This window comes from Streptomyces sp. NPDC058525, assembly GCF_042719495.1.
Taxonomy (GTDB): domain Bacteria; phylum Actinomycetota; class Actinomycetes; order Streptomycetales; family Streptomycetaceae; genus Streptomyces.
This window is the reverse complement of record NZ_JBHXNP010000102.1, coordinates 16,417-35,214: the sequence shown is the minus strand read 5'-3', so window position 1 is coordinate 35,214 and position 18,798 is coordinate 16,417. Positions and strand designations below refer to the sequence as shown.

Annotated in this window: 18 protein-coding genes; 9 read left to right on the top strand and 9 right to left on the bottom strand. The window is 70.8% G+C overall.

Annotated elements, in window-relative coordinates; all coding sequences use genetic code 11:
- Positions 1 to 524: 524 nt before the first annotated feature.
- A complete protein-coding gene (locus tag ACFWP3_RS34075; RefSeq protein WP_384228901.1) occupies positions 525 to 1,739 on the top strand; it encodes a DUF445 domain-containing protein in 1,215 nt (404 codons plus the stop codon).
- 471 nt (positions 1,740 to 2,210) lie between these two features.
- On the opposite strand, the gene ACFWP3_RS34070 is transcribed toward ACFWP3_RS34075, so the two are convergent.
- Positions 2,211 to 2,510: a hypothetical protein gene (locus ACFWP3_RS34070; protein WP_384228899.1), complete on the bottom strand. Its 300-nt coding sequence runs from the start codon at positions 2,508 to 2,510 to the stop codon at positions 2,211 to 2,213.
- Positions 2,511 to 2,563: 53 nt separating this feature from the next.
- Positions 2,564 to 2,743: a hypothetical protein gene (locus ACFWP3_RS34065; RefSeq protein ID WP_384228894.1), complete on the bottom strand. Its 180-nt coding sequence runs from the start codon at positions 2,741 to 2,743 to the stop codon at positions 2,564 to 2,566.
- A gap of 165 nt (positions 2,744 to 2,908) precedes the next feature.
- Between ACFWP3_RS34065 and ACFWP3_RS34060 the strand changes: the two genes are divergently transcribed.
- The 3 genes from ACFWP3_RS34060 (at position 2,909) to ACFWP3_RS34050 (ending at position 5,452) form a co-directional block, all read left to right on the top strand.
- On the top strand, positions 2,909 to 3,445 hold the full coding sequence (locus ACFWP3_RS34060) for a GNAT family N-acetyltransferase (protein WP_384228891.1): 537 nt from the start codon (positions 2,909 to 2,911) through the stop codon (positions 3,443 to 3,445).
- 565 nt (positions 3,446 to 4,010) lie between these two features.
- Positions 4,011 to 4,940, top strand: coding sequence for a hypothetical protein (locus ACFWP3_RS34055; RefSeq protein WP_384228889.1), 930 nt, complete (start codon positions 4,011 to 4,013; stop codon positions 4,938 to 4,940).
- A gap of 38 nt (positions 4,941 to 4,978) precedes the next feature.
- Positions 4,979 to 5,452: a very short patch repair endonuclease gene (locus ACFWP3_RS34050; RefSeq protein ID WP_384228886.1), complete on the top strand. Its 474-nt coding sequence runs from the start codon at positions 4,979 to 4,981 to the stop codon at positions 5,450 to 5,452.
- Positions 5,453 to 5,512: 60 nt separating this feature from the next.
- On the opposite strand, the gene ACFWP3_RS34045 is transcribed toward ACFWP3_RS34050, so the two are convergent.
- The 4 genes from ACFWP3_RS34045 to ACFWP3_RS34030 all read right to left on the bottom strand — a co-directional run bounded on the left by ACFWP3_RS34045 (position 5,513) and on the right by ACFWP3_RS34030 (position 10,883).
- Positions 5,513 to 6,793 (bottom strand): DNA cytosine methyltransferase, encoded by a 1,281-nt coding sequence (locus ACFWP3_RS34045; protein ID WP_384228884.1) that lies wholly within the window; start codon positions 6,791 to 6,793, stop codon positions 5,513 to 5,515.
- A gap of 121 nt (positions 6,794 to 6,914) precedes the next feature.
- Complete coding sequence (locus tag ACFWP3_RS34040) at positions 6,915 to 8,741, bottom strand: DEAD/DEAH box helicase (RefSeq protein ID WP_384228882.1); 1,827 nt, start codon at positions 8,739 to 8,741, stop codon at positions 6,915 to 6,917.
- Positions 8,738 to 10,159, bottom strand: coding sequence for a hypothetical protein (locus tag ACFWP3_RS34035; RefSeq protein WP_384228879.1), 1,422 nt, complete (start codon positions 10,157 to 10,159; stop codon positions 8,738 to 8,740). The genes ACFWP3_RS34040 and ACFWP3_RS34035 overlap by 4 nt, the downstream gene beginning before the upstream one ends.
- A gap of 28 nt (positions 10,160 to 10,187) precedes the next feature.
- Positions 10,188 to 10,883 carry a hypothetical protein gene (locus tag ACFWP3_RS34030; protein WP_384228877.1) on the bottom strand — a complete coding sequence of 232 codons (696 nt, stop codon included), beginning with the start codon at positions 10,881 to 10,883 and terminating at the stop codon, positions 10,188 to 10,190.
- Between the two features lie 270 nt (positions 10,884 to 11,153).
- Here ACFWP3_RS34030 and ACFWP3_RS34025 point away from each other — a divergent pair, with 270 nt between their 5' ends.
- Positions 11,154 to 11,996: a hypothetical protein gene (locus tag ACFWP3_RS34025; protein WP_384228875.1), complete on the top strand. Its 843-nt coding sequence runs from the start codon at positions 11,154 to 11,156 to the stop codon at positions 11,994 to 11,996.
- Between the two features lie 126 nt (positions 11,997 to 12,122).
- On the opposite strand, the gene ACFWP3_RS34020 is transcribed toward ACFWP3_RS34025, so the two are convergent.
- Complete coding sequence (locus ACFWP3_RS34020) at positions 12,123 to 13,127, bottom strand: SEC-C metal-binding domain-containing protein (RefSeq protein ID WP_384228873.1); 1,005 nt, start codon at positions 13,125 to 13,127, stop codon at positions 12,123 to 12,125.
- A 56-nt stretch (positions 13,128 to 13,183) separates the two neighbouring features.
- Here ACFWP3_RS34020 and ACFWP3_RS34015 point away from each other — a divergent pair, with 56 nt between their 5' ends.
- From ACFWP3_RS34015 to ACFWP3_RS34000, 4 genes are all read left to right on the top strand, one after another.
- A complete protein-coding gene (locus tag ACFWP3_RS34015) occupies positions 13,184 to 13,987 on the top strand; it encodes a class E sortase (protein ID WP_384228871.1) in 804 nt (267 codons plus the stop codon).
- A gap of 95 nt (positions 13,988 to 14,082) precedes the next feature.
- On the top strand, positions 14,083 to 14,394 hold the full coding sequence (locus tag ACFWP3_RS34010; protein WP_384228870.1) for a DUF6412 domain-containing protein: 312 nt from the start codon (positions 14,083 to 14,085) through the stop codon (positions 14,392 to 14,394).
- A gap of 132 nt (positions 14,395 to 14,526) precedes the next feature.
- Entirely contained in the window at positions 14,527 to 15,204 is a 678-nt protein-coding gene (locus ACFWP3_RS34005; protein ID WP_384228868.1) for a YidC/Oxa1 family membrane protein insertase, read from the top strand.
- A gap of 123 nt (positions 15,205 to 15,327) precedes the next feature.
- Positions 15,328 to 16,185, top strand: a complete 858-nt coding sequence (locus tag ACFWP3_RS34000; protein WP_384228866.1) for a fumarylacetoacetate hydrolase family protein — start codon at positions 15,328 to 15,330, stop codon at positions 16,183 to 16,185.
- A 162-nt stretch (positions 16,186 to 16,347) separates the two neighbouring features.
- On the opposite strand, the gene ACFWP3_RS33995 is transcribed toward ACFWP3_RS34000, so the two are convergent.
- Positions 16,348 to 17,571, bottom strand: coding sequence for an LPXTG cell wall anchor domain-containing protein (locus tag ACFWP3_RS33995; protein ID WP_384228863.1), 1,224 nt, complete (start codon positions 17,569 to 17,571; stop codon positions 16,348 to 16,350).
- Between the two features lie 101 nt (positions 17,572 to 17,672).
- The gene (locus ACFWP3_RS33990; RefSeq protein WP_384228860.1) at positions 17,673 to 18,779 is read right to left on the bottom strand and encodes a Gfo/Idh/MocA family oxidoreductase; all 1,107 of its coding nucleotides are present in this window, start codon (positions 18,777 to 18,779) and stop codon (positions 17,673 to 17,675) included.
- Positions 18,780 to 18,798 lie beyond the last annotated feature (19 nt).

The following is an 18,798-nucleotide window of genomic DNA, read 5'->3' as shown; positions in this document are numbered from 1 at the left end:
CGCCGGCTCCGCGGAACGCGTGGTGGAGGGGAGTGGGGCCGCGCAGGGGGGTCCCCGCAGGACGAGCGCGCAACCTGGGCTGATGGCGTCCGGTCAGGCTCAGTGCGCGAGCCGAGGAGACACCCCGGAGGGGCCCCGCGGACCGCCCCACCGACCAGGCCGCCTGCACACCCCCACGCGCCGGCGGCACGACCAGGCACCGGCGCAGCCGGGGGCCGGCGGCAGACAAGCCGCACCCCGCCTGGGCCCGGCCCGCAAGGGCAGGGTCCAGGCGGAGGCGAAGCAAGGACCGGCCATGCACCCCGCAGGGGATTGGCGTGGCGGGAACTCCTCGCGCCTCCCAGTAGTCGGATGCTATGCAGACAAAACCGGCGTGCCCCGGGGGAAGGCAGGACCACGTGGACCACCGCACCACCACCGGAGGTGCCACCACACCACCTCCACCACGTCCACCACGAGCGGGAGCGGCCACGGCCTTCGTCTTCAGCCCCGCCGACGAGGAGCGCCGCCGAGGCGTACGCCGCATGAAGACCACCGCGACCGGCCTGCTGGTCCTGGTCGCGCTGGTCTACGTACTGGCCAAGTACGCCCAGCACGCCTGGGGCGCCGGCGGCTGGGCCGGCTACGTCGCAGCCGCCGCGGAGGCCGGCATGGTCGGCGCCCTCGCGGACTGGTTCGCCGTCACCGCCCTGTTCCGGCGGCCCCTCGGCCTGCCCATCCCGCACACGGCGATCATCCCGACCAAGAAGGACCAGCTCGGCATCTCCCTCGGCGAGTTCGTCGGGGAGAACTTCCTCTCCTCCGACGTCGTCAAGGCCCGCCTGCACTCCCTCGGCATCGGCGGCCGCCTGGGCGCCTGGCTGGCGGAGCCCGCACACGCCGACCGGGTCACCGCGGAGCTGGCCACCGCCCTGCGCGGAGCGCTGACCGTACTGCGCGACGCCGACGTACAGGCCGTCGTAGGCGAGGCCATCACCCGGCGCGCCGAGACGGCCGAGATCGCGCCGGGCATCGGCAAGACGCTGGAGCGGGTCGTCGCGGACGGTGGCCACCACCGCGCCGTGGACCTCGTGTGCGCCAAGGCCCACGACTGGCTGGTCACGCACGGGGAGTCGGTGATGGACGCGGTCCAGGGCGGTGCGCCCGGCTGGACCCCGCGGTTCGTGGACCGCAAGGTCGGCGACCGCGTGTACAAGGAGCTGCTCCGCTTCGTCACGGAGATGCGGGACATGCCCGAGCATCCGGCGCGCGGGGCGGTGGACCGCTTCCTGACGGACTTCGCGGCCGAGCTGCAGTCGGACACCGAGACCCGGGCCCGGGTCGAGCGGCTCAAGTCGGAGCTGCTGGCGCGCGGCGAGGTCCAGGACGTGATCGCCTCCGCCTGGACCGCGATCCGGTCGATGATCATCTCGGCGGCGGAGGACGAGCAGAGCGAGCTGCGCCTGCGGGTGCGTGCCTCGCTGATGTCCCTGGGCGCGCGGCTGGCCACCGACGGCCGGCTCCAGGACAAGGTGGAGGGCTGGATCGAGGGCGCGGTCGTGTACGTCGTCACCAACTACCGGACCGAGATCACCTCGCTGATCACGGACACGGTGGCGGGCTGGGACGCCGAGCACACGTCCCGCAAGATCGAGGCCCACATCGGCCGGGACCTGCAGTTCATCCGCATCAACGGAACGGTGGTCGGCGCCCTGGCGGGCCTGGTGATCTACACGGTGTCGCGCGCGTTCGGCGCATGAGCCGGGGGTCGGGCCGCCGTCCAGCCTGCCCCGGCGGCCGGCCTTCGGCCCGGCGGCTCAAGCTCCGGCGGCCGGTTGCCGTCAGCCCCCGGTGCCGTCCAGCCCAGCCCCGGCAGCTGGTTGGCCCCGGCAGTCGGCCGGCCCGGCCGACGGCGGTCGGCCTTCGGCCCGGCGGCTCAAGCTCCGGCGGCCGGTTGCCGCCAGCCCCACTCGCCGTCCGGCTCAGCCCCGGCAGCTGGTTGGCCTGGCCGACGGCGGTCGGCCCAGCCCCGGCCGCCGGGGCTGGGCCGCCCTTCAGCCCGGCGGCCCAGCCCCGTCGGCCGCTTCCCGGCGGCCCCAGCCCCGTCGGCCGCTTCCCATCGGCCCCGGTTTCCGTCGGCCCGGATTACCGTCGGCCCCGGTTGCCGTCAGCCCGGATTACCCTCGGCCCTGATTCCCGTCAGCCCGGAATACCCTCGGCCCCGATTACCGTCAGCCCCGGTCGGCGACGGCCCAGGACGCGGCGGCCACGACCCCGGCGGCCCCGATGACGGCCGGCCACGCACCGACCTTCTTGGCCAGCGGGTGCGCACCCGCGAAGCCGGCCAGGTACAGCGCGCCGAGCCCGGCCGCCGCGGGCGCCCCGCCGCGGCGGTGCCACTCGCGTCCGGCGGCGATCCCGGCGGCGCCGAGGACGACACCGCCCAGCGGCCGCTTCTTGGTCCAGCGGGCGACGGCGTAGCCGCCGACCAGCCCGGCGGCCGCCACTACGGAACTCGGTACCCGCGCCATGTCGAACTCCTCGGTCTTCCCGGTCATATGAGTCGCTTGTCTGCCGTACGAGGCTAACGCGGCCGCCCGGCCATCCGGCGGGCGCCCAGGATCCACACCACCACGACAACGGCCCCGCCGATCACGGCGTCCGGCACCGCGTCCCGTACGGCGCGCGGCAGCAGCGCCACGACGCCCAGGACGAGAAGAAAGGCGAGCGCACACCGGCCGGCCGCCCGAAGCAGTCTGTCCACGGCTGCTCAACGCGGGCGCGGGGCCTGTCGACACGGAGGGCGGGGAGGGGATTTGTCGCACACTCGCCGGATCCGCGCGATGTGCCCTTGTGGAACCTGAAGGGCATACATTCACTCTCCCCACCCAAAGGGAAAAATCCCGCCTAACCCAGGAGCCAGGACATCGTGATCTGCTACGGACAGGCCGTCCTCGACCTCGCGGACGAACTGGTCGACGCCTACGCCGACGTCTTCTCCGGTCCGCCCTGGAACGAGGACGAAGAAACCATTCGCCAATTCGCCGCCCGCCTCCCGGCCGATGCCCGGCGCGCCGGCTTCCGTACGGCCCTCGCCCAGTCCGCGACCGGCATCGACGGCTTCGCCACGGGCTGGATCACGCCGGCCACCTTCCCGAAGAACCGCGCGTACGCGCAGGTCGCGGCGCAGCTGGGCGCCGCCCGGGTGCGGGAGCTCCTGATCGGCGCGCTGGAGATAGACGAGCTCGCCGTACGCCCGTACGCGCGCGGCCGCGGCACGGGCCGGGCCTTGCTCACCGAGATCACGGCCGACGCCCCGGACCGCCGCGCCTGGCTCCTGACCTCCCGCCTGGCCACGGACACGGTGGCCACGTACCGCCGCCTGGGCTGGCACGAGGTCGAGGCCCGCCCCGGCACACAGACCGGCGTGATCGTCTTCCTCTCCCCGGACCACCCGAACCACTAAGGGTGTCCACCCCACCCCGCCGGGGCATACCCGCCGCATGATCACACCCCACACCGACCAGCCCACCCACAACCCCACCCCCGACCCCCCGTCGGGCCCCCCACAGCCGACGCGACTCCCGCAACCCCAACCACCCCAACACCCCGGCCCCAACCAGTTCCCCGAGCAGTCGGCCGCTCCCCGACAGCCAGAGCAGCGCACGCAGCCCCCAGCACCCCGCCACCCCAGCCACAACCCCACCCCCGACCACCGGGCGGGTCCCCCACAGCCCAAGCAGCCCCCGCAGGACCGGCACTCCAGCCAGCCCCGCCCAAGCCGCCACCACCCCCAACCCCCGCAAGCCTCGCGGCCACGCCGCGAGCCCCCGCAAGCCAGCCCACCCCACGAACTCCCGCAGGCCGACCCACGCCACCCGCGCGACCAAGTCGACTCACGCCACCAAGGCGGCCCACCGCACAAAGCCGGAGCATCCCGCCAGCCCCCGGTCGCCCCACCAATCCGCCAGACCCCGGCCCCCCGCCGCCAGCTCAACCTGGCCACCCGGCACCAGCTGACCGCGGCCGGTGTGCCCGGCGGCACGATCACCTCACGGACCCGCCCCGGCGGCCCCTGGCAGCGCTTACTGCCCCGGGTCTACCTGCTCCAGACCGGCCCCCCGGACCAGCGCCAACGCGCCCTCGCCGCCGTCCTCTACGCCGCCGAGCCCACCGCCGACCCCCTGTCCGGCGACACGGCCGCCCTCACCGGCGGCGCCGCGCTCGCCCTGCTCGGCATCCGCGAAGCCCCGTACGGCCCGGAGACCCCGGCGGACGTCCTGATCCGCGCCCCGCGCAAGCTCACCGGCACCCCGCAGGTCCGTCCGCTCCCCACCTCCCGCTGGCCGCGCACGATCACGGTCTGCGGAATCCCCGGCACCCGCCCGGTGCGTGCGGCGGCCGACTTCGCCTCCCGTGCCACGGACGCCGACTCCGACCGGATCCGCTCGACCCTCGCGCAGGTGGTCCAGGCCGGCTGGTGCCACCCGCACGACCTGCACGCCGAACTCCGCGCCGCCCGCCTCCTCACCCGCCCCGCGATCCGCGCCGCGGCCGCCGAACTCCTCGCCGGAGTCCGCTCGATCGCCGAGGCCCAGGCCCGCGACGTCCTCACCGCTACGGACCTCCCGACCCCCCTCTGGAACGCCCGCCTCCACACCCCGGACGGCACCTTCCTGGCCAGCCCGGACGCCTACTGGCCCGACGAGGGCGTAGCCCTGGAGATCGACTCGGCGGAGTACCACTACACCCGCGACGCCTGGCACGCCACCCTCCGCCGCCGCCTGCGCCTGGAGTCCCACGGCATCCTGGTGGTCAGCGCCACCCCCTCGATACTCCGAGACACCCCCGACGAAGTCCTCGCCGCCCTCCGCACCCTCCTCACCCTCACCACCCCCCGCCCCACCCCTCCCACAGCCCTGGCCCGCGGCCACCAACAGCTCCCGCTGTTCAGGAGCTAAGGCATCGGCTTCATGGGACGGGATACACTCCGGCTCCCATGAGCGACCAGTCACAAGAGGGGACTTTGTGGACCCCGCCGCCAGGGTCTTGGGCCTCATCAGCCGCGAACCGTCGGAGCATGCGGGGCAACCGGAGCAGGGATACCTCCCCGGAGCGCGCGCTACGCTCCCTGCTCCATGCGAGCGGGCTGCGATACCGGGTGGCGGCCAAGCCCCTTCCCGGCATGCGGAGGACGGCCGACCTGGTATTCCGTCCAGCGAAGGTGGCTGTATTCGTCGACGGCTGCTTCTGGCACGGATGTCCCGATCACTTCGTCCCTCCGAAGACGAACCCTGACTACTGGCGCGAAAAGATCGGAGGGAACATCAGGCGGGATCGCGAAACCGATGCGAAGCTCACTGCGGAGGGGTGGCTCGTCCTACGCTTCTGGGAGCACGAGGGGGCAGCGGACTGTGCGAAACAGGTATCGGACGCGGTACGCGGGCGCCGTAGCGGTAAGCGCGCGCAGTAGCCCTATCTGGCTGTGTCCTGCCGCAGGAGCAGTAGGCCGCAGGAGCCTATTCGTCTGGGTTCACACCCTGGATGCCTCCTCCTCAGCGAACAAGGATCCCGCCACGCCCATGCGGGCCGCGTCTACCGCGCTGTCTTCCGTGAAGCTGTAGCCCTTGATCAGTTCCTCCCGGTGTTCCGGCCGGAGTACCGCGGCGATGGCACGGCCGACGGCCTCAGCCACGGGGGGTGGGAACGCGTTGCCGACTTGCCTGTACTGAGCGGTTTTGCCGCCGGAGAACGACCAGTCGCGGAATCCCTGTACCTGCGCTGCCTGTTGGACGGTGAGCATGGGTCCGTTCTCGCGGAAGAGGTCGCGTTCGGGATCGCACTCGTCCTTCTTGTTGGCGACGCCGTTGCCGTCGATCCCGAGCGAAGCCCATGCCTTCTTGGCGCGGGTGGGGCCGAGGTCGGCTCCTCCGTGCTTACGAGAGCCGCCGACAAGCGTGGGGGCGATCGTCAGGCCGCGCTCCTCAGCCTCGGAGGCCCGCCGGTGCCATCGGCGGTAGACATCCTCGCCAGTCATGTCGATTTCCGGAACTGGCTTGACGTTCCAGTAGGCCTCGCACCGTGCGAGCATCGTGTCGTTCAGAGTCTCGCGCAGCGTTTCGCCGGCCAGGTCGTCGCGCACAGGCCAGGTGAACTCGCGCCGCGCCTCTACATCCCGGTGGATTGCCACGAGGATGGCCCGAGGCCGTAGTTGAGGAACCCCGAACTGCTTCGCGTCAATACGCCGCCAGACTCGCCGCATATCGCGATCCTGCTTCTGAGGCGAGTCGGCGCTGCGGATCTTGGGTACGTCGTACCCAAGCTTTTCGAGCCTCTTGAGGATCCTCCGGCGGTAGTCAATGAATACTTCCGGGGGTTCTAGGATTCCGCGAACATTCTCAATCATGATGGCGCGCGGGCGGAGCTTCTCTACGATATCCAGCATGTCGGGGAATAGGTCGCGTTCGTCATCTGGGCCGAGTTGCTTTCCTGCGAGGGAAAATGGCGGGCATGGCACGCCTCCGGCTAGCAGGTCAATTCTCGTTCCGTTGGCGATGATTTCCTTGTACTCGGCTGATTTGAGGAATTCCCTCACGTCGCCGGGCTGGAGGGCGTCGATCTTATCCAGTGTCCAGCCCGGCCATGACTTGATGTTCTTCTTCAAGGTGGCCACGGCATGGGCATCCCACTCCACGAGCGCCTCATGGTCGAATCCGGCCTCATGGAGCCCGGACGCCTGCCCGCCTGCGCCGGCACAGATCTCGACTGAGACGAGCGGCGTGTCGAACTGTGGGCGCGTCCGCCGGGTGGCCATCGGGTTCTCCTCATGTGTGGCGCGAGCAGCAAGTCTGGCAGGGTCGCCAGACGCCATCCTCACATGAAGTCGCGGGCGTCGGCGGCAGCGCCTGCACGGCCTGCTGCTGCCAACGGCTCTCTTAGCGCCTCCTCAGGTGCCCGAGAAGCGCGGCCACGTCCTCCGGTCCCAGCCCGGCTGCAACGGACGGCTCCTCCTCCAGGTCCGCCAGCTGCTGCACGGAGGGGTCGTCCAGGATCTTCCCCATGAACTCGAGCTTCTGGTCGAGCCTGACCTCGACGACTTCGTCGATGGTGTCCCGGGTGGCGAGCACAGTGACCCGTGTCTCGGTGTCGGGGGCGAGTCCAAGGCGGTGGATCCGGTCCAGGCTCTGCAGGTAGCGGCCGGCGACGAAGTCCCGCTCGACGTAGACAGCGTCGTGACAGACTTGGTGGAGGCTGATCCCCTCGCCCAGCGTCGCGGGGTTCGAGATCAGCACGCTGCAGTCTGAATCCTCGCGGAAGCGGCGGATCTGCTCGTCTCGGTCAGGGGTCCCGCCGTAGACCACGGCAGGGGAGAATTCCGAAAGGAGACGTTCCAATGTGGTGAGGCTACGTACGAAAGTGGTCCAGACGAGAGTCTTACGTCCGGCGGCGGCGTTCTTGGCCACGATTGCGGCTGTCTCCGCGTACTTCGGTGATAGCTCGTAGTCTGGAAGCTTCTGCAGCAACGTGTACAGCGAGTGCCCGCGAGGGATCTCCAGCGGATCCAGCTGGTAGCTCAGAGGTTCATATCGGTTTCCCCCCTCGAGTAGGAGCGCGGGGCTCGTCGCGGCCATGAGTAGGCGCAGTGCCGTTTTCCCGAGGGCGCTAAGGTCGTCCTTGCCTGACAGCGCCCCCTCTTTGCCTACTAGCGCGTCGTAGATCTCCGAATGGAGCGGCGGCATGTCTACGTAGCGGACCCGCGGCTCCATTGGCGGCAAGCCGAGTTCCTGCTTCGTAGTCCTCGTGAACAGCGGCTTCAGCGCCTTGCTCGCGTCAGCCAGGGAGCCGCCGCTGACGGCGCGCTCCACAGCGCGCTGGCCGTGGCCGGGCCAGACGAAGCCCAGCAGGTTCTCCAGGTCTTTCCTCCCGTTGGGGGCTGGCGTCCCCGTCAAGATGAGTCGGCGCTTGGCGAGCGGGCCAAGCGTCATGCACGCGGCCCCGTATGTCCCGCGGGCGCCGAGCTTCATGCGGTGCGCCTCATCGAGGATGACCATCGCGGGTTCCTTCTTAAGCCAGCCGCACAGGGTGGGGAGCGCCCGCTCCAACCGTTCGTAGTTGACGATCAGCACTTCCGCGTAGCGATCCATCGCCTTGTCGAGCACGTGCGGCCGCAATGCGTGCCGGAAGCACACTGCGGTCTCGTGCTGCCAGGACTCGTACGCGGACTTGGGGCAGACGACGAGGAGTCGCGTGACTATGCCAGCGGCTTTCTGGGCCGCGTAGACACCGAGGGCGCTCCTCGTCTTGCCCGCGCCGGGGACGCTGAAGTTGGCTCCGTGCTGCAGTGACAGGAGTTTGGCGATGTCCCGGCGCTGGAACTCGCCGAGCGGGGCCGTCCACTCGTCGCCCAGAAGGGCTGGGATCTCATCCGCGCGTGTCTCGCTGGCGAGGGCGGCTTCCGGGTCCCGGAGCCGCTGCTCCACCTTCGCAGCGTCCTGAATGGTGCTGACGACGAGGTCCCGGAGGCCGTCCGCCCACTGCACGCCGGCCTGGTCGGGCCATGACGACAGCTGGTCCACCCGGGTAAGGACATCGTCAAGGTCCGCGATGGCGGTGCCGGGTCCCAGGTGGCTGCCGGCCCGGAAGCGGCCGGCCAGCTGGACGAGGTCATCGGCGAAGCCGGACGCCGCACTGAAGACGACCCTGGTCCGCGTCTCATCGAAGTCGAGGTGCAGGGAGACCGCCTGCTCGGTGCTCTCGCTCACTTGTCGGCCTCGGCCTCGGCGCAGCGGAGGAGCCACGCCACACCGTCGCCCTCCGATTCGATCCGACTGGCCTGGTCAGCAAGCTTGGCTAGGCTCTTCCGCAACTGGAGCAGGGCGTCGTCGAAGGCATGCACGTCGAGTGTGCGGGACGCGCGCGCCTCCACGAAGTCGACGGTGCACTGGTCGATATCGGCGCACGCGTCCGCGAGGCGGGCGGGGGCAAGCTGCTTCCGCTTGCGTACACGAGCGTCCCGGCCGGCGTCGTCGATGGCTTTGTCGAAGGCTGTCTTAGCCGCGTTGAACTGCTCGCGGGCAGCATGGCGCTCGCTGTCGGGGGAGGCGCCGGGCGCATCGATGACAGCCCTGGCGCGGAGGATTTGGTCGTTGAGGGCGCGGGCCGCGGACACCTTCGAGGTGTCGCCGGCCACGGAGATACCGAGCCCGGGCACGCTGATGAAGTCAGGGGCCGTGACCCCGCCGCCCCTCAAGCCCGCCGGAAGATTGCGCTCCAGGTAGTCGGTCTTGGCGAAGTGCTCGTCGATGTGGCGGACGTCCGTCTTGGAGAACCCCATGAGGATTGCGGCCAGGCGCCACTCCCTGATGACCTCGGCTTCGTCCCTTTCCACCTCTGACAGGTTCTTGTAGAGCCGTTCCAGCTCCTTCAGCTTCTCCTGGTCGCCCTCGAAGGCGAGCAGTGACAGGACGGCGGACCCGGTGCGGCTGCGCTCGATGAGTTCCCGGATCGTCGTCAGGATCCAGCGCTCCTGGTGGTAGGTCTTCGTCTGGACGCGGAACTCCTTCGCGATGTGCTCCGGGGTACGGCCTAGCTGCGCCTGCTCCTCCATCGCCAGCAGCCGGTTGAGGTACGAGTAGTCGCGCCGGTGGTCCTTGCGGAGTTGAAGGGACAGCTCAACGGCGTTGATGTCCGCCCAAGTGAACGAAGCCGGCAGAACTCCGACGCGCATCGACTGTGCACCGAGCTCTCGCAGAGCAGCGGCCCTCGTGTTGCCGTTCACCAGCACGCCGTGATGGGTCACCAGGCCGGGATCATTCTGGCCGAACTGGGCGAGACTCTCCTTGAGCTTCTCAAAGGCGGCGTCCCGCATCTCCGGGTTGGCGGGATCGGCCTGGAGGAGATAGCCGAGATAGCCCTGGCCGGCATCTTCCCAAGGAGCGTCATCCAGCTGCTTGTCGCGGATTGGGTCGTGGCTGCGCTGGGCGCGGATCCGGTGTGTGCCGGGGTTGAAGTACAGACTGCTCAACGGCACATCGATGACTTCGACATGCGCGGTCTGCGAGTTCCAGTCAACGGTTACCGTCTCACGCGTTCCCCCCGACTCCTTTACCTCCTTCAGCCTTCCTTCGATACGCGCGCTAAATTCTTCAGCGCGCGGTGGCGCTGCAAACTCCCGAAACACGGTCCGCTCCCCTTTTGTTTGTGTGGTGCTACTGCTGGGCGCTGTCGGATACTGCGTCGTGGATGGCCTGGCGGGACGCAGCGGGCAATGTGCGGTAGATCCCCCACAGGAGTTCCAGCGAGCCGCGGGTGCGGCGGTCCTCGGTGATCCAGCCGGCGAGGACGCCCTTCTCTAGCGGGGAGAGCGCTGCCACCGCAGCCAAGGTTCCCGCAAGGTCGACGGCATCGCCCGCGCCGGAGGTGATGCACCGGCTACATGCGGTCTCCAGCTGGTACTCGGCAGTACCGTCCGGCAGGAGCACCTCGCGCCGTGCCACACCCAGCTGCTTGGAGCTCCCCGGGCCGTCGATGTACTTCTCGGCTACGCCGACGCCGCAGGTGCGGCAAAGGAAGCCGTCGTCGCTCAGTACTTTGGAGCGCTGTGCCTGGCTGAGACCGGTCTTGTGCCGGGGGAGTGAGGCCTGGCCGGGAATCCAGATTTCGGCTCCCTTGGCCACGTACTTCTGTTCCTCTTGCTTTAGGGAGGGGTCGTCGCGGCTCGTATCGATGCGCCAGCCGTGGTCCCGCAATTCGCGGACGCGCCGGTCGATCTGCGTGTTCTCCGGGAAGGCCTGACGCAGCCTGGCCTTGGTGAAGATGCCACCGACTCCCACTTCATGCTCAAGCCAGAGGGCAGCGCGGATCTTGGCTCCGAGCTTGGTGTTCTCCCATGAGGGCAGCATCATACCGATACTCCATTCCGTTGCCGGGTCGCTTTCTGAGGAACAGAAAATCCGCTATGGGCGGGATCGAAGGAAAGTGGGATACGCCTCTGTGGATCGCGTTCCATCCCGGCGGCGGGCTGGAAGGCGCCGGAGATCCAATTAACCGGCAACGGTGCCGCCGGAGTCCAGGAGTTTCAGGGGTTGCGCGGCAACTTGGCAACAGAAGCCGGGGGCTGGGGGCGTGATGCCTGCCAGCCGATCTAGGGTGGATGGTTGACGAGGTGGTCCACCATGGTGTTTGACCGCCCGGTCGGAACCGTGCGGCACAGCGATGGGGGCGGATGCGTGGATGGCCGGGAATCGACTTCGGGCAAGGTGCTGCCCGAGGGGAGGCAGATATTCCTCAAGGTTCTCAATAAGGTGGCCGCAGCTGTTGCGGCCGATTCCCAGGTGGAGCTGGTGCGACTGCTGAAGGTCGCAGGTTGCCCTGTGAACCGGGGGGCGCTGTCCAGGTACCTGAGGGGGGAGCGGAATCCGGGGCGGTCATTCGTCGAAGGGCTGTATCGGCTGGCGGTGCAGCGTGCGGGCTCCGCTGATGCCGTCGGCCTCACGTGGCAAGAAGTAGTCGAGGCGCACGGTCGCGTGGAGTTCTACAAGAAGGCCAAGTGCTCCAACTGCGAGTTCCTGGAGGGGGAGGTCGCGGGGCTTCGTGCTGCCCTGGACGAGCCCAAAGCCGGCTCTCGAAGGGGCGCTACGGCTGCGGGTAGCGCGTCCGCGTCTCCGCCGGTCCCCCCTCGAAGGGGGGACCGGCGGAGAGAAGATTCTGATGTACGCGCCGCGGAACGCTTCGCCGCCACCGCAGTTGAGCTTGAGGGTGGCGGTAGGTCGAGTGAAGCCGTGGCCGCAATGTCTGACGCGGTCGGCTTCCTGACGCCTGTGGAGGCCGCAGTTGCGTTCGCCTCGCTGGAAGCTGGCCGGCACGAACGGCTGGCAGACTCGCTAGGTCAGATGTACGTCCGGGAGCGGGAGGGCAGGTCCATCATCCGGATGGCTCTAGAGCTGCACGACCGGGGGATGCCCGAGGAGGCGACGGAGATCCTGAGATGGGCTGCTGCGGTCGACGGCATGGGGTGAAGGGCTTCGTGCTATGCCGGCCGGCCGGGTCCCCGCTGCCTAGAGGTGCGGAGGGACAGGCAGGCATCTGCCGCAGCGGGCCTGTCTGCCCCTCTGGTGGGTGTGGAGCCTCCGGACGGCCCCTGCCTACTCCGAGCGAGCGCCGTGGCACTCCGAGTACGGCTTGCCCGAGGTGCACCAGCAGGGGTTGGTCGGGGTCGGGGGCCAGGGGGTGGCCTTGCCGCGGGCTGCCAGGGTTGTGGCGTATTCGGCCAGGAGGGACGGGGAGGCCGGGGAGGTGCGTTCGGAGGCGGCGAAGGCCTCGTACGACGGGACGCTGGCCGTGACGATGCCGAGGTTCGTGGTGCCCGAGGCGGCCAGGGCGCGGAGGGAGGTCTCGATCTCCCGCAGGTGGGCCTCGTGTGAGGGGTACTCCGCGGCGAGGGTGGGGTACGAGGTGAGGAGTTCGGCCAGTTCGCGGGCCGGCCAGTGGAGGATCGCGACCGGGAAGGGGCGCGAGAGGGCGGCGCGGCGGTCGCCCAGTTCGGCGCGGAGGCGGGCGATCTCGGCGCGGAGTTCGGCCGGGTCGTCGGAGCCGAGGGCCCAGATGCGCTTCGGGTCGTGGAGTTCGTCGAGGGGGATCGGGCCGATGTGCCGGGTGTCGGCGACCATGTCCCAGTCGTCGTGCGGCAGTCCGAGCAGGCGGCGTACGCGGTGGCGGCCGGTCAGGAGGGCGGTGGTGGCCGGGGTGAGCGGGGCGTCCTCCGCGATCAGGAGGGTGGCCGCCTCGGTGAAGCAGTCGTGCGAGGCCTCCAGCTCGTCGTGGGCCTCGAGGGCTTCCGCGATGACCTCCCAGGGCGCCGGGTCCTTGGGGGAGGCCGCGCGGATGCCCGAGATCAGGGCGCGGGCTTCCGCTTCGTGGCCGTACTCCCAGAGGTTCGCCGCCTGCAGGGCCTTGATCAGGTGAGGGTTGGCCGGCGAGGCGGAGAGGAGCTGGTCGTACAGCGCGCTGGCGCGGTCCCGGGCGTCTGCCAACTCGAGGTGGGCAGCGGCCTGGAGGAGCAACGGCTCCTGGTCCTCGGGATAGCGGGTCGCCGTGCGGATGAGGCGCTCGGCTTCGGCGATGTGCTCGGCAGGCGTGTCAGGGCGCATGGATCACACCGTACTGCCGCTGGTCAGTTGACGGGGGAGGACTTAGGGTGCCGCCCGTGCGGGATCACATACCTGTGGTGGTTCAGGGGAGCGGCCGGCGGGCGCGCCGGGCCGGTCTCGCGGGGGTGCTGTGGGCGGCCGCCGAGCTGACCGTCACCGTGGGGGTGGTGGTCCTGCTGCTGGTGGTGCACCAGGTGTGGTGGACCAACCGGCAGGCCGTCGCCGCCGCGCAGGAGCAGGTCAGGGCTCTGGAGAGCGACTGGGCTCGGGTGCCGGACGAGCCGGGTCCGGCGGAGGAGCCCGCCGAAGCCGTGGAACCCGTCGCCTCCGCTTCTTCCGGCGGGGAGGGGGGCGGTGCGGCGCCGTCGGGGCCCGCCGCGTCCGCGCCGGGCCGCGCCCCTGCCGCCAAGCCGCCGGCGCGGGACCGGGCGTACGCCGTGCTGCGGATCCCGCGGCTCGGTCTGACCGTGCCCGTCGCGCAGGGGATCGACAAGCGGGCCGTGCTCGACAAGGGGTACGCCGGCCAGTACCCGGGGACCGCCGGGCCGGGGGAGCGGGGGAACTTCGCGCTGGCCGGGCACCGCAATACGCACGGGGAGCCGTTCCGGTACATCAACCGGCTGCGGGCCGGGGACGAGCTGATCGTCGAGGTGCGGGGGCGGCGGTACACGTACGTCGTCGGGAAGGTGCTCGGCGAGACGACCGAGCGGGACGTCGGGGTGATCGCGCCCGTGCCGCGGAGCCTGGTGAAGCCGGAGTACGGGTACGGCGAGCCCGGTGCGTACATCACGCTCACCACCTGCACGCCCGAGTACACCTCCAAGTACCGGCTGGTGGTGTGGGGGACGCTCAAGTCCTGAACCCCTCGCCTTGTCAGTGGGGCCGGTTAGTATCGATCGCAAGACGCGGGTCTCGTACGGAGGTTCGCGCGGGGGAGTGGAAGGGGGAGGTCCGTATGGCTCGGCGCTTCCTCCTGCTGTTCGCCCGGACGTCGCTGGTGCTGGTGCTGCTCGGGGCGGTCCTCGCGCTGTTCGCCGGTGAGGGCGGGCTGGGCGCGGTCGTCGTCGCTCTTGCCGCCACTGTTGCCGTGGGCGCCGAGGCGCTCGCCGCCGTCGCGCGCCTCGCGCGGCCCGTGCCGCCGCACCGAATACGCACCGCGATCCGTGATCGCGAGCAGCGCACGGCGTTCCTGCCGCAGCGCGATCCCGATGCCTCGGGCCGGTCGCGGCCCAGGGCGCCCGGCCGTCCGGTCCCGACGGCCGCGTAGGGGCGCGCAGCGACTTCTCGCCTTCTCGCCTTCCCTGACTCCGATCACTGCTCCGCCCCTCGCGGGTCGTCACGCCGAAATGCATGTCCTTGCATCTCTTTCGACGTAGACGAGACCCTCCGGAGGGCCCGCGTGTCCGTTTTCACCCATCTTGTTGTTGAGCTGGGCCGGTTTCTCGAGCCGGTACTGGCCGAGTCCGCGACCGCTGCCGCGATCGTGCTGTTCACCGTGCTCGTGCGGATCGCGCTGTATCCGCTGAGCCGGGCCGCTTTCCGCGGGGCGACCCCGGCGGCGGGGTGCCTGCCGCTGCTGTTGCAGCTGCCGGTGTTCTTCCTGATGTACCAGGCCTTCACCTCGGGGGGAGAGCTGCTGGCGCACCGGCTGTTCGCCGCGCCGCTGGGTGCCCGGTGGACCGAGGCGCTGGGGGAGGGCGGGCTGCTCGGGGCGCAGGGGCTGGTGTTCCTCGGGCTGTTCGCGGCGATCGGGTTGGTGGCCGCGTGGAGTGCGGTACGGGGGCGCCGGGCTGCCGCCGAGGCCGCGCTCGCGCCGGCCCGGCCCGTCCCGGCCGGTGTGAGCGCCGAGCAGCAGGAGGCCATCCGCAAGCTGGGCGGCGTACTGCCCCTGCTGTCGTTCGGGACGCTGATCACCGCTGCCGTGGTGCCGCTCGCGGCCGGGCTGTACCTGCTGACCACCACGGCGTGGTCGGTCGCGGAGCGGGCCTGGATGCAGTCCCGCCGCGCGGCGGCCGCAGGCGGGGCGGCGGGGGAGGCGGTGGGGAAGGTGACCGGCGGGCGGCGTTCCAGTCTGTGAACAGGGTCTTGCGGATTGGTCGTACTTCTTGGAGGATCGACCAATCCTCCGATGGCCGCAACCCATCGGCCGGCGCCTGGGCCCGCCCATGCGCCGACCACCCACGACCACGGGAGAATGCCCATGAAGCTGCTGCGTGTCGGACCCGTCGGGTCGGAGCGCCCCGCGCTCCTCGACCAGGACGGCACCCTGCGTGACCTGTCCGGCCTGATCACGGATGTGGACGGCATTCTCCTCGCCGATGACTCCGTGCTCTCCCGGGTACGGAACGCCGCGGAAGCCGGCGAGCTCCCCGTCCTGGACGCCGAAGGGCTGCGGATCGGCGCGCCGGTCGGCCGCATAGGCAAGATCGTGGGCATCGGGCTGAACTACTTCGGGCACGCGGCCGAGATCGGCGCGGAGCCGCCGGCCGAGCCGATCCTCTTCCTGAAGGCCGCCGACACCGTGGTCGGCCCGGACGACACCGTGCTGATCCCGCGCGGCAGCGTGAAGACCGACTGGGAGGCCGAGCTCGGCGTCGTCATCGGCAGCACCGCCCGCTACCTGGCCTCCGCCGAGGAGGGCCTCGCGCACGTCGGCGGGTACCTGCTGGTCAACGACGTCTCGGAGCGCGAGTTCCAGATCGAGCGCGGCGGCACCTGGGACAAGGGCAAGAACTGCGAGACCTTCACCCCGCTCGGCCCGTGGCTGGTCACCGCCGACGAGATCGCGGACCCGCAGGCCCTGGACGTGAAGCTGTGGGTCAACGGCGAGCTCAAGCAGGACGGCAACACCGCCGACCAGATCTTCCCGGTCGGCGAGGTCGTCCGGTACCTGAGCCAGTTCATGACCCTGTACCCGGGCGACGTCATCGTCACCGGCACGCCGGCCGGCGTGGCCATGGGCCAGCCGGAGCCGAAGCCCTACCTGCGGGCCGGTGACGTCGTGGAGCTGGAGATCGACGGCCTGGGCCGCCAGCGCCAGGAGTTCAAGGGCGCGTAGCGGGACCGCGCCGGGAACACCGCGGGAAGACAGCGAGAACACGGAGAAGGGGCGGGCTGCCAGTCATCGGCAGCCCGCCCCTTCCCGCGTGCCGTGCGCCGTGCGCCATGCGCCATGCGCTATGCGCTATGTGCTATGTGCGCCTTCGGCTCGGCGTTCGGCTCAGCCTTCGGCCGACGTACGGCGGCGGCGGTTGGTGAGCACCAGGCCGGCGCCCGCGGCGAGCGCGGCGGCGCTGCCGGCCGCGAACCAGGCGTTCTCGGAACCGGCACCGGTGTTCGCGAGCGGCGCGGACCCGCCCGCCGCGGTCACGTTGCCGTTGCCGCCGGTGCCCTGGGCCGCGACCTGGGTGGTGGTGCCGGTGCCGGTGCCGGTCGTGCCCGTGCCCGTGGAGCCGTTCTTGTCCTTGTCCTTGTCCTTGTCCTTCTTGGCCTGCTCTTCCTTGGCGGCCGCCTCCTCGGCGGCCTTGTCCTTGGCGCGGGCCTCGTGCTGGCCGGTCTTCAGGAACGCCGCGCGGTCCTCGGGCGTTCCCTTGAGGGCGGCGATGGCCGCCTTCTTCAGCTCCGGGCCGGGGTTGTTCAGCATCGACCAGATCAGGACGGTGTTGTCCTCGTCGCGCAGCTTGTGCTGCCCGGTCTTCACGAATTCGCGCAGCTCCGCGTTGGACGGGTGCCCGTTGAGGAGGGCGTCGATGGCCGCCTTCAGGCCCGGGCCGGCGCCCTCGTAGATGCGTGACAGCTCGACGCGGTCGTCGCTCGCCCGGACGTTGTGCTGCCCGGTCTCGATGAACTCGCGCACCTGCTCCGGGGTTCCGCTGCCCAGCAGCTTCTCGACGGCCGCGCGGATGCCCGAGCCGGCGCCGTTCAGCATGCGGAACAGCTCGACCTGGTCGTCCTCGTAGCGGGCCTTGTGCTGCCCGGTGGCGAGGAACTCCTTCAGCGCGGCGTGGGTTCCGGCGCGCAGGGCCTTCTCGGCCTCCCGCTTGACGGCGGTGCCGCCGGTGCTGTGGATCTGGGTGACACGTACGCGGTCGTCGGTGTACTGCACCTGCTGCCAGACGACCTCCAGGAAGTGCCGCATGTCCGCGGCCGTCCCCTTGAGCGCCTTCTCGGCCGCCTCGCGCACGCCCGGCCCGCTCGCCGGGTCGGCCAGGATCGCCTGGATCGCGGCCCGGTCCTTCGTGGCCTGCGGGTCCTCGGCGGGCTTGTCCGCCGGGTTTCCGGCGGCCGGACCGCCCTCGGGGCTCCGGTCCGGGGCGGTGGGGGCCGTCGGGGTGGACGGCGTCGACGCCGACGGGGCGTCGGCGGCGAAGGCCGGCGAGGCGAGCAGGACGGCCGGGGCTATCGCGGCGGCAGCGACGACCGACGCGATCCGGGGCAGCTTCACAGAGAATCCGTTCTTTACACACGTGATGATCGTGTGGATGGCAATCCGTGCAGGATAGATCGCCGTCCGCCCCGGACGCGCCCGTTCCTGTGAGCGTTGGCTCACAGCTCCACGGTCACTCCGTCCCGGGACGAGGTACGGGCCGCCTCCAGCACCTCAAGGCAGTGCGCGGCCTCGTACGCGGTGACCGGCGCGGGCCCGCCGTCGCGCAGGGCGGCCGCGACCGCCGCGTAGTACGCCGGGTAGTCGCCCGGGGCCGTCGGTACGGGGGTCCCCGCACCGGTCAGCGGGGACTCGCCGGAGCCCAGCCGCCCCCACAGGTGCTCCGGCTCCTCGCCCCACGGCGCGTCCGCGCCCGGCCGCAGCCTCTCGCGCAGGGCGCCCTCCTGCGGGTCGAGGCCGTACTTCACGTAGCCGGCGCGCGAGCCGAGGACGCGGAAGCGCGGGCCGAGTTGGGCGGTGGTGGCGCTGACGTAGAGGTGCGAGCGGATTCCGTTCGCATGCGTGATGGCGATGAAGGTGTCGTCGTCGGTCTCGGCGCCCGGCCGGCGCGCGTCGGCCTCCGCGTAGACCCGTACCGCCGGGCCGAACAGCACCAGCGCCTGGTCGACGACGTGACTGCCCAGGTCGTACAGCAGGCCGCCGATCTCCTCCGGCGCGCCCGACTCGCGCCAGCCGCCCTTGAGCTGGGGGCGCCAGCGCTCGAAACGGGACTCGAAGCGCTGGACCTCGCCGAGTTCGCCGTCCGCAAGGAGGCGGCGGACGGTCAGGAAGTCGTTGTCCCAGCGGCGGTTCTGGAAGACGGACAGGAAGGTTCCGGTCCGCTCGGCGAGGGCGGCGAGCTCGCGCGCCTCGGCGGCGGTGGCGGCGAGCGGCTTGTCGACGACGACGGGGATCCCGGCGGTCAGGGCGGCCGTGGCGAGCGGGACGTGGGTCCGGTTGGGCGAGGCGATCACGACGAGGTCGAGGGCGTCGGCGCCGCCCGCGCGCTTCCACAGCTCGTCGGGCGAGGCGGCGATCCGGACGTCGGGGAACTCGGCGAGGACCTGCTCCTGCCGGCCCGGGTCGGAGGTGACGACCGTGTCGAGGACGAGCCCGTCGGTGGCCGTCACGAGGGGGGCGTGGAAGACGGAACCGGCGAGTCCGTAGCCGATGAGGCCGACGCGGAGGGGGGCGGAGCGGGGGGCGGCGGGGGCGGTGGCGTTCATGGGAGCCACTTTGGCAACA